The sequence below is a fragment of the Mesorhizobium sp. B2-3-13 genome (assembly GCF_006442195.1).
Taxonomy (GTDB): domain Bacteria; phylum Pseudomonadota; class Alphaproteobacteria; order Rhizobiales; family Rhizobiaceae; genus Mesorhizobium; species Mesorhizobium salmacidum.
Genome location: NZ_VFVQ01000043.1, coordinates 1 through 13,921 on the forward strand (window position 1 = coordinate 1; position 13,921 = coordinate 13,921).

A 13,921-nucleotide genomic window follows, 5' to 3' on the forward strand; every position below is an offset into this window, starting at 1 on the left:
CTTGCTCTCCTTGCAAAGGGCCGAAAGTGTAACCCATCTATCCGGAATGAACTGTCACCCATCTCTCGGGAAGGGCAAAGAAAACCAGGGGTTTGCGACAGGTGAGGGCGGTTTTCTGTGTCCGCAGAATTTCGTGTCCGCTCTATGTCCGTAAAAAGGCTCACATTGGTCCTTCGTGGACCGATTCTACGATTGACGGGTGATCTTACGTAGCGTTAACTTCTTATTAGCTTTTGCTAACAGAGAGGGCTTCCAATGAAAACCGCTATCGTTTGCGCGGCGATTGTGCTTGCCGTGTCGAGCGCCGCTATGGCGCACGAGAAGAAGAAGCCAACAGTCACTGCCGAAAAGACATGTGCAGGCATGTCGATCAAGGCGGCAGCAGCCGCCAAACTTGACTGCACCGCTACCGGAACCGCCAATTCACCACAGACGGACATGGGCAGTAATTCCAAGCCCCGCCTCGGTTATGAGACGAGCAGTCCCCAGGTGTTCTCTTTCGGGCTCTAGGGGTTGATGGTCGATTTTAGGGAGACGCTCACGCACCAGGCTGGCGAGGCGCTCGCGGAAGTCTCGCCCTTCAGGAACCGCTTCGCTGATTTTCAACCTAAGCCCGCTTGAATGTGTCATTCGGTTGCGCCATTGTGCCAGCCGCGCAAGTGATATGAGCCAACAATGAAGCATCTAGAGAAGGCACGCCCTTTCGTGCCGACTGAATTTCATGTCTGCACTGTCGCAGATGGGAACGGCGCCCTTGGCCTTCTCTCGATCCATACAACGGAAGGGCTGTTGGATATCGCACTCGACCAACAGGCGGCCGAAGCCATCGTGGGTGCCGTCAATGAAATCCGCTCGAAGCTGCGTTCGAACCGCTAGTCTCATCGGGCCAGATTTGTCTGTCGCCGAGCATTAAGCGGTAACGCATATCCAAGTGGCCGATGAGGGTTCTGGCCTCAACCGCCGAATAGAACATCACTATTTCGCGGCCATCTTCGATGCGCTTAAGGCGGTAGACGTCTCGGTCCATTAGCGACATTTGCTCCCCATAAGGGAACATTAGCCTTCCTTCATGACGATTTCGTGATGGGTCTTTCAGAACGGCCACGCCAACGCCAGCACGACGGTCGACGGCGGCGCTGGGGTGAGGCTGAGGAAGGCTGAAATTTTCTTGTTCGCACGTTTCATCTATTAGTGAGGAAGCATATATTATCAGCAGCCGGTGGCCCGTCCCCCCGACTCTCCGCCGGTTAGGCCCGGCACGTTCCTGGTCCCCGCCAAAGATGCCGGGCCGCTTTTCTGCCCAACCGAATGGAATGCGCGCCTTTGGCGCTCCGCTGCGCGTCGAAACCGGGAATATTACCCCGCGCTCACCAATTGAAACGGAAAGGGACAAGCTTGGAACTTTCGCGAATCAAACACCCAAAGCCCGCTGCCCGAAGGAGGGACTGGCAGCGGGCCGTTCTGGAGGGCGCAGCGAAAGCAACGGCTTGGCGAAACGGCCAAAAACGAACTTTTAATCAGTAGGTCATGGGTTGGACATCGCGCTCACCATTGTCAGATGACATGCCAGCGCTTTTGGTTTGCCCGTGAATCCGTGCGGCGCAACGGCCGCTCAGACGCCTGGTGACAGATGCACCTCCAAGACGGCGGCTTTCTTGGCAATCAGTCCTTCCAGATCCGCGTCGGATCGCTTGGTGCCGGTACGTTCGCGCAGCAACGAGATCACCGCGCTCATCGAAAGCTGGACGGTGCGGTCGCTCAGGATTGCGTCCACCGCGCCGGCGACATCCGGAGTCTCCGTCGGTGCTCGCATGATCGGTTCCTTTCTGTTCAACTCGGCCTCGGCGCCGTTGGCCGGTCCCCGCACGCCCCGGTCGAAGATGACCGCCAGGCCGTTCTTCACGGCGAGGGCGGCGACCATGTCGTCGAGGTTGCGATCGGAAAGCGCTGGCTCCGAAGGATCGGGTTTCAGGGTTCTGCGGATGACTCGGGCGGCCTGGTCCGTCGACACAAAGCCAAAGTGCCGTTTTCTGGCCTCGACATATTGTTCTACGATCATGCTCAGACGCCGGGCTGCGATATCCCTGGGTTCCTGCATCTGGACCTCCTTCGGCTGCCGTAAGCGCAAGGTCGGCATTACCGACAGGAAATAGGGCGGCTGGTCGAGTCAGACAGGGGACGGACCAATCATTCCACGCATCTTCCAAAGAATCAGGAACGATCCCGGCCCTGATGCATTTTGGCTCTATGACCAGCTCATTGAGGGACGCCGGGACATGAAGATTGCGCATGTCGCACCACTTTACGAATCGGTGCCACCAAGGCTCTACGGGGGTACCGAGCGTATCATCTCATACCTTACCGAAGCTCTCGTCGATCTCGGCCACGAGGTGACATTGTTCGCCAGCGGCGACACAAAGACCTCCGCCAAACTGGTGCCATGCCGCGAAAGGGCGCTTCGTCTCGATCCCCGCCCGCTGAAGTCCGAGATCGCCGCGCATCTGTCGATGCTCGACGAGGTGAGGAACCGGGCCGACGAGTTTGACGTCGTTCATTTCCATCTCAGCCATTTCCTGCATTTTCCGTTTTTCCGCGATATGCCGCAACGCACGGTGACGACCCCGCATGGCAGGCTGGATTACGCGGACCTCGCGCAAGCTTATGACCGGTTTCCTCGGTTTCCCATGATTTCCATATCCCGCAGCCAGCGGGCGCGGTTCGCATCCGCGAATTGGCTGGCTACAATCCATCATGGGCTGCCGCTCGAGCTTTACGAGCCCGATTTCGAGGCAGGCTCCGATGGGACCTATCTTGCATTTCTCGGCAGAATGTCGCGCGACAAGCGGCCGGACCGGGCGATCGAGATCGCCCGCCGCACCGGCTTGAAACTGAAGCTCGCCGCCAAGGTGGGCGATGGCGACCGCGCCTATTTCGAGGAAGTCGTGCAGCCGCTGATCGATGGCGACCAGGTCGAATATGTCGGCGAGATCGGCGAGGATCAGAAGAGTAGGTTTCTGGGCAATGCGGCCGCTTTGCTGTTTCCCATCGATTGGCCCGAACCCTTCGGGCTTGCGGTGATCGAGGCCATGGCCTGCGGAACCCCGGTCATGGCCTGGAGTTGCGGGGCCATGCCCGAGATCATCGATCATGGGGTCACCGGCTTTGTCGTCGAAACCATCGAAGATGCCGTCGCCTCAATGCCGGCTCTCCTGCAACTCGACAGGCGACGAATAAGAACGGCCTTCGAAAAGCGGTTCTCCGCCGTCAGAATGGCCAGGGATTATGTCGCGGCCTATTCGCGGCTGAGCGACCGCCACGAGCAGAGCAGAGCCTCGTAAACCTTCACCCGTCCAGAAATCAGCACGGGACAATCTTCTTGACCATTACCCAACTCGACGAGCGCAAGCTCGACCCTGCAATAGCACTGGCTTCCCTGGACGAAACCGCCCCCAGGGAACCGCATCGGCTTTACGCCCTCAAGCATAGCGATTGCTTTGCCGTCGCCGATGCCTATGGCGACATACGCGGCGCTGGCGACGGCTTCTTCCGTGACGACACGCGCATGCTCTCCGAATTTCGCCTGACCGTTGGCGGGCGGTCGCTGTCGTTGCTTGGCGCATCGCTTAGCCAGGACAACGTCCTGTTCACCAGCAACCTGACCAATCTGCCGATCGAGAGCGCCGCGGGCCGTCAGATTCCGCAGGGCGCGATCCATATCGAGCGGGTCAGGCTTCTGTGGGAGGAAAGGCTATATGAACGCATCACGCTCTCCAACTATAGCCGGGAGCATTCGACGGTCCTGGTGTCGCTGCGCTTTGGCGTCGATTTTCGCGACATGTTCGAAGTCCGAGGTTCGACCCGTTCCAAGCGCGGCACCGCGCACACGGCCGAGATCGACCAGAGTTCGGTCGTGCTTCGCTACGAAGGTCTGGACCAAGTGGAGCGGACATCGGCGATCTCGTTTTCACAGCCGCCCGATCAACTGACCTCCGAGCGGGCGGATTTCTTCATTGCCGTCACCAAGCGCAGCCGCCAGACGCTGTACGTGGAGGTGGGGAGCAAGACAGACGCCCGCCCGCAAATTGATCGGTTCCGGGCCGCCGCCGCCCGCGCCCGTTTCGGCATGCGCGCCAAGCGCCGGCATGGGGCGACGCTCCACAGTTCGGGCCGCGTCTTCAATGACTGGATGGAGCGGGCCCGCGCCGATGTGGCGCTGCTCACGACGGAACTGGCGACGGGGCCTTACCCCTATGCCGGCATTCCGTGGTTCTCCACCGCCTTCGGCCGGGACGGCGTGATTTCCGCTCTGCAGATGCTTTGGCTAAATCCCGGCCTCGCCCGTGGCGTTCTTGCGTTTCTCGCCCAGCACCAGGCGACCGAAACCTCACCCTTCAGCGATTCCGAGCCCGGCAAGATCATGCACGAGACCCGCAAGGGCGAGATGGCGGCGCTGAGTGAGTTGCCGTTCGGCCGCTATTATGGCGGCGTCGACACGACGCCGCTCTACATTCATCTCGCCTGCGCCTATGCGGACCGCACGGGAGACACGGAATTCATCGATAGCCTGTGGCCATCGCTGTGCGCCGCCGCCGAGTGGATCGAGACGGCGAGCCGTTCGACCGGGTTCCTTACCTACCAGCGCGCCGCGGAATCCGGTCTTGCCAACCAGGGATGGAAGGACAGTTTTGATTCCGTCTTCCATGCCGATGGCCGCATTCCGAAAGGACCGATCGCGTTGGTCGAGGTCCAGGGTTACGTCTTTGCGGCGTTCCACGGATTGGCAAAGCTTGCACGGCTGCGCGGCGAAGAGGAGCGGTCGGAAAATTGGGAACTGCGCGCCGATGCGATTCGCCAACATGTCGAACGCCATTTCTGGATCGAAGACCTTGGCTATTATGCGCTGGCGATCGATGGCGATGGCCAACCCTGCAAGGTGCGCACGTCCAATGCGGGCCACCTGCTCTATGTCGGCCTTCCCAATCCGGATCGCGCACGCATTGTCGCCGATCAACTGCTATCGGCTTCGTTCCATTCCGGCTGGGGGCTGAGAACGCTGGCGGACGACGCTATCTTCTTCAACCCGATGTCCTATCATAACGGCTCCATCTGGCCGCACGACACCGCGATCTGCGCCGCCGGACTGGCGCGCTACGGCATCCGCGACAACGTGGTGCGGTTGATGAGTGGGACCTTCGAATCCGCGGTTCATTTCAACATGCGGCTGCCCGAACTGTTCTGCGGATTCACGCGCGCGGCCGGCGAAGCGCCGATTGCCTATCCGGTGGCTTGCCTGCCGCAGGCCTGGTCCGCAGGCTCCGCCTTCATGCTCATGCAGGCTTGCCTGGGCCTTCAGATTGACGGTCGGACGAACGAAATTCACGTGACCCAGCCGCGCTTGCCGATCGGTATCGACAATCTCGTCATTCGCCATCTCTCGGTAGGACATGTGGCGGTGGATCTGACGTTCCAGCGCGTGGGAGATCGTGTCGGCGCCTTCCTTGCGGATGCGCACGAGGGACTGGTGCCTCTGGTGGTCAGGAGTTGAAAAATCGGAACCATCATGAGTGCGGAACGTTGGATCACCACGTCATGGATGCCGGAGATCCTGTCGGTGGACTTGCCGCGTCCCATTGAAAGGTAGTCAATTCGAAATGCCCGACAACAGTTGGTATCTGGTCGTCCCTTCGGCCGCAATGTGGCTCTTCATTCTCGCAATTGTCGGTATCTCATGTGTCGCGCTTGCGGTGGTAATGTCGCGGGGACAGGCCAGGAGCGCGAAGCTCGCCAGGTATGAAGCAGAACCCATTCGCGGTCCGTTGCCGGAATTCGAGAAGAACGGGCAATCCACGACCGCCGCGCTCGTCCAATGGTCGCCGGAAACCTTGCGTCACATTTTGGCGAAGGAACTTCCCGATGCGCAGGTGATCGTGGTTTCAAACCGCGAACCCTATATCCACAACCGCAACGGCGACGAAATCCAACTGGTCGTGCCCGCCAGCGGGCTGGTCTCCGCGCTGGAGCCGATTACGCGCGCCTGCGCCGGCACATGGATCGCCTATGGTGGCGGTTCGGCCGATCCGCTTGTCGTCGACGAAAATGACCGCGTCGAGGTGCCGCCTGAAAATCCTTCCTATACGTTGCGCCGCGTCTGGCTGAGCGAGGAAGAACTGCAAGGCTATTACCTGGGCTTTGCCAATGAAGGGCTCTGGCCGCTGTGCCACATAGCCTTCACCCGGCCGATATTCCGCGCCTCCGACTGGGAGGCCTATGAAGCGGTCAACCGTAAATTCGCCGATACCGTCGTCGCGGAGGCACGTAACGAGCGGCCCATCGTGCTGGTCCAGGACTACCATTTCGCGCTGTTGCCGCGGATGATCCGGGAGCGCCTGCCGGAAGCGATCATCATCACCTTCTGGCACATTCCGTGGCCGAATTCAGAGGTGTTCAGCATCTGCCCATGGCGCGAGAAGATTCTCGAAGGATTGCTGGGCAGTTCAATCGTCGGCTTTCACACCCAGTTCCATTGCAACAACTTCATCGATAGCGTCGACCGCTTCCTGGAGAGCAGGATCGAGCGTGAGGATTCCGCCATCTCCTATGGCGGTCAGATCAGCCTGGTTCACGCCTATCCGATTTCAATCGAATGGGAGCCGCCGCGTCTGAGCAAACTGCCTGCCGTTGCAGAATGTCGCCGGCTTATCCGCGATAAATTCGGCTTTGCCGAAAACGTCAGGCTGTGCGTGGGCGTCGAACGCCTCGACTATACCAAGGGCATCCTGGACCGCCTCAACGCGCTCGATGAGTTGCTCACACTCCATCCGGAATGGATCGGCAAGGTGGCGTTCCTGCAGGTCGCCGCGCCAAGCCGCGGCACCTTGCCTGCCTATCAACAATTGTACGAGGAATGTCTGCGCCATGCCGAGGATATCAACCAGCGCCATGGTCGTGAAGGCTATACCCCAGTTGTGCTGGTGACCGAACATCACTCGCAAACACAGGTCTACGAGATTTACCGGGCCGCCGACGTCTGCATGGTCACCAGCCTTCACGACGGCATGAACCTAGTTGCAAAGGAGTTTGTCGCGGCGCGCGAGGATGAACAGGGCGTGCTGCTGCTCAGCATGTTTGCCGGCGCGTCGAAGGAGCTGCTGGAGGCGTTGATCGTCAATCCCTATGACGCGGCGATGATGGGCGACGCCCTGCTGCAAGCCTTGACCATGTCACCGGAAGAGCAAAGTCAGCGCATGCGACGCATGCGCGAGGTCGTACGCGAAAACAATGTCTATCGATGGGCGGGCAGCATGCTGTTCGATGCGGCGCGCCTGCGCAAACGCGATGCGGTCGATCGTGCCGTCAATGGCGCCCCCGGTTCTCCTGGCCCCGGTTCTTCTGGCCCCGGTTCTTCTGGCAATGTGATATCGCTGCTCGACCGCAAGCGCGTGGCAGCGCTGTGATGTCGACATTGTCAAACTTGACCGAACCCAATGTCCCGCAGAATGCGTGGTGTCTTTTCCTCGATATCGATGGCACGCTTCTCGAACATGCCGCGCATCCAGATGCGGTGGTTGTCGGCGATGAATTGCGGACGCTGTTGGCGGGGCTCGAATTGCAATTGGACGGAGCTCTGGCGTTCATCACGGGACGGTCGATCGCCGCGGTCGATCATCTTTTCCAGCCCCTCAGATTGCGCGCCGCCGGGCTTTACGGCCTTGAGCACAGGCTCACGCGTGATGGTCCGGTCGAGGCGGCGGGAGAGCCGGCCGACATTGCGGCGCTTGCCGAGGAAATCGAAGCGGAGCTGGGTAGTGCGGACGTCTATATCGAGCGCAAGGGTCCGATCCTCGCAATCCACACACGCGCGGCACCGCAATTGTTGCAGCGCGCGACGCAACTGGTCGAGCAGGCGCTGGACAGGTTGCCCGCGGGGTATCGGGTGCTGGCTGGCAATGCCGGCGTTGAATTGATGCCGTTGGAGGCGGCGAAGGGAGCGGCAATCAGGCGCTTTTTGGATCTGCCGGCTTTCGAGGGGAGGCGGCCGGTGTTTCTTGGCGACGACACATCCGACGAGAATGGTTTTGAGGCCGTGAATGAGATGGACGGCATCTCGATCCGCATCAAACCGAGCGGACCGACAGCGGCGCGCCACGTGCTTGCCGGGGTTGGCGAGGCCTTGGCTTGGCTGGCTGCGGTGAGCCAGACTCAGTCCGTCACCGCCGGCTCGTTCGGCAAGACGGTTCGGGCAAAGGCCGGGCGGGACTGAAGGAATAATGCTTGTCGAAGAATTCAAGAGTTGATGACAGTCCAGTTCAGCAGAAGCCTTTAAGCATCAATTGCTGTACCACCGGCTGCACATTCTCTCGGTAGGTGATGCATCTATCGTAGAGCTTCCTCGCGACGCGCTCTTTGCCGATCCGCTCCCATTCAGGGGTCCAGGACTTGTTCCAGTCGAAATTCTGCGAGATGAGAAGTTCCCTATCGAAACACTGCGGGTCTCGATCCAAAATTTGTCGAGCCTCATCTGCAAGCGGCGTATAAGCTTTGACCGCTGCTATCTTTCTGGCGCGGGCTGCCGAATCCAGCTGAACTTCCACCTCGACAAGTCCCGGCACGTTGGGAACCGCCGCCGAACAAAGGTGCTTGTGGCCCGGTCTGGCGCCGTGCAGCCTGCCATTAAGAGCATTACCAAACGCGCATGCGAGATCGTGAATAGGATTGTAGCCATCGACCGCATCGGAAACGACTTGAACGTCTTGAAATTCCATCAAATCGAGACGAATTTGCCTCAGCACGTCGGCAAAGAAACCACCGTCCGTGGTCAACAGCGCTTTGTACCAGGCGGAATCCGGAATTTCGCCAAAGATTGCTCCGGCAGTCGCACCGGCGGCGTCCACCGCCTCGCGCGAGAATTTGGTTCGAGCCTGGTTACGTCCGCCCGAGCCATCCGTGAGCAGATACACTCGCGGCCTGCTAAGCTCCAGCCAATGATGGATTCTGAGCTCATGTCCTGGATGTGCGAGGATCAGCACATGTTGCAACTTTTCAGGCATGTGGTCGCTCTCTAGTCATACTCCGGCATTGCCCAGCCGGAGGCCGAAATCAGGTTGCGTCGAAATGCTGTGCAACGGTCCCGCAAGTTTGGACGCCATCTGGAATCCTTGTCTGGTCAATGGCTTCGAACTAAGAAACGCTGCCTAGCACCCATTGTCTTTGTCGCCAATGCGGAACAGGCAAGGAGGCCGCCTTTGCGGATACTGATAACCAACCTGTTTGTGTCGCAAAATAGCGGCTCGGAATCCGTCGTGGAATTGCTTGCCGACGGACTTCGCGGCGCGGGGCATCAAACTATGTTGTTAGCGCCGATGCTTGGCGACATGGCTGACAGGCTCCGCAGCCGCGGGCACCAAGTGGTTGATCGGATCGCGGAGATTATCGAAAGGCCCGATGTGATCCACGGGCAGCATCTGACTCCCTGTCTGACCGCGGTCGCCAGATTTCCTGATGTGCCGGCCGTATTCTCCTGTCATAGCGCCTTCTTCGAGGTCGAGGCCCCGATGCTCCATCCACAGATTCGCCATTGGATCGCGGTGGACGAGGCGTGCAAAGCAAGATGCCTCTCACGGGGTGTGCCGGCAGACAGGTTGGATATTGTTTTCAATGCGGTTGATCTCGAACGTTTCAAGCAGCGACCGCGGCTGCCCTCGAGGCCGCAGAGGGGGCTGCTGCTAACCAAGAATTTCGAGCACCAGCAAGCAGTGCGAGAAGCCTGCCTCAAAAGCGGAATTCACCTCGATGAGCTGGGGTCCGCAACAGGCCGGTACTCATATCAACTCGAAAAAGATCTGCTCGAGTACGACATCGTGTTTGCGACTGCCCGAATGGCTATCGAGGCGGCAGCGGTGGGGTGCTCGGTTGTGGTTTGCGACGGACGTGGCTTCGCCGGCTTGCTGACTGCAGGAAACATGGAAATGTGGCGGCGCATGAACCTCGGCGTCGGACTTCTGACCAGACCGACCACAATCCACGATCTGTTGGAGGCGATCTCGAGGTTTGATGCCGACGATGCCGCCGAGGTGACAGCCTATTTTCGTGGAACGGTAGGTGCAGGCGACTTCATCAAGGAACATCTTCGAATTTATGATCAGGCCATACAGGCCAATTCTGCTACCACGGCAGACGAACGGTCGCTCGCCACCGCTTGCTGGATCGAAGAGATTGGTGTTTCAGCCTCACCTCGCAAATGGCTCCAGATTGCCAAGGAACTGCACGGGTTGGTCGGCCCTGAAACCTCGCTGTTGCAGTTGCTGCAGTCAAACACAGAAACCCTAGAGGGCAGTGCAGTGGCGTTGGCCGACCTTGGTGGACAGGTCAATTCCATCAAGCTCGATACGGCCCAACTTGATTCGCTCTCCCACGCGTCAGCTTCGATCGTTAACGTGACCGAAATCACCCGAGACACATTGTCTCGAATAGATCAGAATCTGGCAGTTCTTTCGGATTTGGCAAGCAAACTCAAACGATTATATAACAGTTTGACCCCTCTATTTTTGCGAAAGATCCTTCTCAGGATGCGAGAGCGAATTTGAAGGTAGCTGACGGAATTCGTGGCTATTCAATTTGTACATCGCCAAGATCTGGCAGCAACTTCCTGTGTCAGCATCTTAGCAGTACCGGCGTGCTCGGACATCCGCTTGAATATTTCAACGGGAGGGGTCGTCGATTTTTGATGATCCAACCTTCCCTGAATGCATCGTCGGCCAAGTCGAGAAAATTCTCACCATGGGCGCGACGCCCAATCGTATTACGGCCTGAAAATCTTTGCGCACCAGCATGATTGGATTTCGAGAGAAATCGATTGGATCAATGCGCTTCCAAATCTTCATTTTGTGTATCTTTCCAGGCGAGACCTTCTCGGTCAGGCGGTATCTTGGGCAAGGGCGATCCAAACGGGTCAGTACCGATCGATCCAGCCCGCAAACCAGCCGGCGGTTTTCGATGCCGAACTGATTCGGAGGCAGCTCGATGTGCTGGTTCGGGAAAGGGCGCGTTGGGAGATGTTCTATGCACGAACGGGGATCGAACCTCTAAGACTCGAATATGAGCTAGTTGTCGCGAACCCACAGGATGCCGTCCGCAAAGTCGCCGATATGATGGGCCTGCAACTGCAGCCCAATCAGGATTTTAGCAAAGTCGTCATCCAGAAACAGCGAGACTCGATCAACCTCGAATGGGCCCATCGTTTCAAGTTAGAGCAGGGCAATCCAAATGTGTTGGATATCGTATGAGGTCGTCACATGCCGTCGCGACGGAATACTGCGGGAATTGCAGGCGGCGCTGTCGTCAGCCTTCCGCGAAAACCAGCGAAACATTGCCACCCGCGTGGCGCTCGAGGCGACTGGCGAGGTCGAGTTCCAGCAGCACCATGAAGACCTGGGCCGGGTGCAGGCCGGTGTGGCGGATGATTTCGTCCACCGGCACTGGTGTCGGCCCCAGCGCCTCGATCACCTTGGCGCGGTCGCTCTCGCCCGGTGGCGGTGTTGCCGAAAAATCGGGCGGGTCTTCAAACGGCGGCACCTCAGGCGCTCGCATGCCGGTCAGCGGAAGGATCGCCCTGGATATGTCCGAAGCTTCGGTGACCAGCGTGGCGCCGTCCTTGAGCAGGCCGTTGGTACCGGCTGCGCGCGGATCGAGTGGGGAGCCGGGGACCGCAAAGACGAGTCGGCCCATCTCGCCGGCAAGCCTGGCGCTGATCAGCGAGCCTGAGCGCTGCGCTGCCTCGACCACCACCAGTCCAAGGGCAGCACCAGCAACAAGACGGTTACGGCGCGGGAAATCCTGGGCACGCGGCTGCCAGCCGAACGGCATTTCCGAGATGATGGCGCCGCGCTCGGCAATGTCATCGCACAGGCCGGTATTTTCGGGCGGGTAGGGCAGGTCGAGGCCGCCGGCGAGCACTCCGACCGTACCGGTCAAGAGACTGCCCTGATGCGCCGCTGTGTCGATGCCGCGCGCCAGGCCGGAGATGATGCCGTAGCCCTCTCTTGCGAGATCGGCTGCCAGCATGCGCGCCATCTTGATGCCGGCAAGCGACGCGTTGCGGGCGCCGACAATCGCGACCCCCGGCAGTCGGAACACCGCGGCATTACCCTTGACCGCCAGCAGCGGCGGCGGATTGTCCATGCTGCGCAGCAGCGGCGGATAGTCTGCCTCGCCGATGCCGACAAAGCGTGCACCGATCCGCCTCGCGGCCTCCATCTCGGCCTCGGTTTCGGCAACGGAAGGGATGCGAACGATCCGGTTGGCGCCACCGGAAATCATCAGTTCCGGCAGCATTTCCAACGCGACCTCGGCCGAACCGAAGCGGTTGATCAGGTCGCGAAAAGAGGCCGGGCCGACATTCTGGGTGCGGATCAGCCGCAGCCAGCTTAGCCGCTGGCGATCGGTGAGACGCGGCCCGGCGGCCGGTTCGCTCACCCCTTGGCTCCGATCTTGCCTTCGGTGCCGGCAATCAGCCGCGAAATGTTTTCCCGGTGTTTGATGAAGACAATGATGCTCATCACCACGAACAGCACTGCAATCCGCGGTGTGCTCATGAAATACAGGGCGATCGGGACGACGACGGCCGCAGCCAGCGCTGCCAGCGAGGAGAAGCGGAACAGAAAAGCCATCACCAGCCAGACAATGGCGAAGATCAACGCCACCTGCCAGGCAAGGCCGACCAGCACACCGAGATAGGTCGCGACGCCCTTGCCCCCTTTAAACCTCAGCCATGCCGGAAACAGGTGGCCCAGAAAGGCGCCAAAGCCAGCCCAGACCGCCGTCTCAGGCGCGAAATGGCCTGCTATCAGCACGGCGGCCGTGCCTTTCAGCGCATCGAGCAGCAAGGTGGCGGCGGCGAGGCCCTTGTTGCCGGTGCGCAGCACATTGGTGGCGCCGATATTGCCGGAGCCGATCTTGCGTACGTCACCAAGGCCAGCCGCGCGGGTGAGCAGCAGGCCAAACGGAATTGAGCCCAGCAGATAACCGAACACCAACGCCAGGATCAGGCCGTAAGTCATTGTTTCCCCCGCATTGTCCACAACCATGTCCGATGTGGCATGGTTACCGCCGGCTCAGGCAGAAAATACTGTGCGGCCCGCCACCAGCGTTTGCAAGACCTTGCCTTGCAGTCGTGCGCCTTCGAAGCATGTGTTTTTCGAGCGCGAGCGGATGCCGCTTTCACTGACAATCCAGGGTTCATCGAGATCGACGAGGGCGAGATCGGCTACCGCGCCCGGCTTCAGTGTGCCGCCGGGCAATCCAAACAGCCTCGCCGGCGCGGTGGACAAGGTTTCGATCAGCCTGAGCAAAGGCACGTCGCCATTGTGGTAGAGCCGCAAGGCCGCCCCAAGCAGGGTTTCGAGGCCGATGGCGCCAGCAGCGGCGTCAGCGAAGGGCAGCCGCTTGGTGTCGACATCCTGCGGATCATGCGAAGAGACGATGATATCGATCGTTCCGTCCTTCACCGCCTCGATCACAGCCAGCCGGTCTTCCTCGGCGCGCAGCGGCGGCGTCAGGCGGAAGAAGGTGCGGTACTCGCCGACGTCGTTTTCATTGAGCGACAGATTGTGGATCGATACGCCCGATGTCACTGCCGCGCCGTCAGCCTTCGCCCGCGCCATGGCGCTTGCCGCCATTGCCGTCGAGATCTTCGCGGCGTGGTACGAACCGCGCGTCAGCCGCGCCAGCGCGAGGTCCCGCTCGAGCGGGATGGATTCGGCTTCACGCGGAATGCCGGAAAGACCGAGCCAACTGGCATACAGGCCTTCATTCATGACGCCCGAGGACCCAAGGTCGGCATCCTGCGTTTCATGGACGATGGTGGCGCCGAAATCGCGCGCGTAGGTCAGCGCGCGGCGCATCACCAGCGCGCTCGATATCGTAT

General features: G+C 59.9%; 14 protein-coding genes. 9 read left to right on the forward strand and 5 right to left on the reverse strand.

Translation table 11 applies throughout. From position 1 onward, the window contains the following. Positions 1-255: 255 nt before the first annotated feature. Together FJ941_RS28595 and FJ941_RS28600 are read left to right on the forward strand one after the other, a co-directional pair. The gene (locus tag FJ941_RS28595) at positions 256-510 is read left to right on the forward strand and encodes a hypothetical protein (RefSeq protein WP_140510922.1); all 255 of its coding nucleotides are present in this window, start codon (positions 256-258) and stop codon (positions 508-510) included. Positions 511-675: 165 nt separating this feature from the next. Next, a complete protein-coding gene (locus FJ941_RS28600; RefSeq protein ID WP_140510924.1) occupies positions 676-876 on the forward strand; it encodes a hypothetical protein in 201 nt (66 codons plus the stop codon). A 736-nt stretch (positions 877-1,612) separates the two neighbouring features. On the opposite strand, the gene FJ941_RS29145 is transcribed toward FJ941_RS28600, so the two are convergent. Next, on the reverse strand, positions 1,613-2,098 hold the full coding sequence (locus FJ941_RS29145) for a hypothetical protein (RefSeq protein ID WP_181166004.1): 486 nt from the start codon (positions 2,096-2,098) through the stop codon (positions 1,613-1,615). A 178-nt stretch (positions 2,099-2,276) separates the two neighbouring features. Here FJ941_RS29145 and FJ941_RS28615 point away from each other — a divergent pair, with 178 nt between their 5' ends. From FJ941_RS28615 to otsB, 4 genes are all read left to right on the forward strand, one after another. Continuing rightward, entirely contained in the window at positions 2,277-3,338 is a 1,062-nt protein-coding gene (locus FJ941_RS28615) for a glycosyltransferase family 4 protein (protein ID WP_140510926.1), read from the forward strand. A gap of 44 nt (positions 3,339-3,382) precedes the next feature. After that, complete coding sequence (locus tag FJ941_RS28620) at positions 3,383-5,545, forward strand: amylo-alpha-1,6-glucosidase (RefSeq protein ID WP_140510941.1); 2,163 nt, start codon at positions 3,383-3,385, stop codon at positions 5,543-5,545. Positions 5,546-5,651: 106 nt separating this feature from the next. Further along, positions 5,652-7,454: a trehalose-6-phosphate synthase gene (locus FJ941_RS28625; RefSeq protein WP_181170052.1), complete on the forward strand. Its 1,803-nt coding sequence runs from the start codon at positions 5,652-5,654 to the stop codon at positions 7,452-7,454. After that, a complete protein-coding gene (gene otsB / locus FJ941_RS28630; RefSeq protein ID WP_140510928.1) occupies positions 7,454-8,260 on the forward strand; it encodes a trehalose-phosphatase in 807 nt (268 codons plus the stop codon). The genes FJ941_RS28625 and otsB overlap by 1 nt, the downstream gene beginning before the upstream one ends. 46 nt (positions 8,261-8,306) lie before the next feature. On the opposite strand, the gene FJ941_RS28635 is transcribed toward otsB, so the two are convergent. Beyond that, positions 8,307-9,047 carry a hypothetical protein gene (locus FJ941_RS28635; protein ID WP_140510930.1) on the reverse strand — a complete coding sequence of 247 codons (741 nt, stop codon included), beginning with the start codon at positions 9,045-9,047 and terminating at the stop codon, positions 8,307-8,309. Positions 9,048-9,242: 195 nt separating this feature from the next. Between FJ941_RS28635 and FJ941_RS28640 the strand changes: the two genes are divergently transcribed. The 3 genes from FJ941_RS28640 to FJ941_RS28650 are packed head-to-tail and all read left to right on the forward strand — an operon-like array spanning position 9,243 to position 11,282. Further along, complete coding sequence (locus FJ941_RS28640) at positions 9,243-10,583, forward strand: glycosyltransferase family 4 protein (protein WP_140510931.1); 1,341 nt, start codon at positions 9,243-9,245, stop codon at positions 10,581-10,583. Continuing rightward, entirely contained in the window at positions 10,580-10,831 is a 252-nt protein-coding gene (locus FJ941_RS28645) for a Stf0 family sulfotransferase (RefSeq protein WP_246674062.1), read from the forward strand. The genes FJ941_RS28640 and FJ941_RS28645 overlap by 4 nt, the downstream gene beginning before the upstream one ends. Then, on the forward strand, positions 10,743-11,282 hold the full coding sequence (locus FJ941_RS28650) for a Stf0 family sulfotransferase (RefSeq protein ID WP_140510933.1): 540 nt from the start codon (positions 10,743-10,745) through the stop codon (positions 11,280-11,282). The genes FJ941_RS28645 and FJ941_RS28650 overlap by 89 nt, the downstream gene beginning before the upstream one ends. 55 nt (positions 11,283-11,337) lie before the next feature. Here FJ941_RS28650 and dprA read toward each other — a convergent pair whose 3' ends face one another. From dprA to FJ941_RS28665, 3 genes are all read right to left on the reverse strand, one after another. Then, a complete protein-coding gene (dprA, locus tag FJ941_RS28655; protein WP_140510935.1) occupies positions 11,338-12,471 on the reverse strand; it encodes a DNA-processing protein DprA in 1,134 nt (377 codons plus the stop codon). Then, positions 12,468-13,055 (reverse strand): glycerol-3-phosphate 1-O-acyltransferase PlsY, encoded by a 588-nt coding sequence (gene plsY, locus FJ941_RS28660; protein WP_140510936.1) that lies wholly within the window; start codon positions 13,053-13,055, stop codon positions 12,468-12,470. The genes dprA and plsY overlap by 4 nt, the downstream gene beginning before the upstream one ends. Before the next feature lie 54 nt (positions 13,056-13,109). Beyond that, the coding region (locus FJ941_RS28665) for an amidohydrolase family protein (RefSeq protein ID WP_140510938.1) at positions 13,110-13,921 on the reverse strand (812 nt) is incomplete at its 5' end.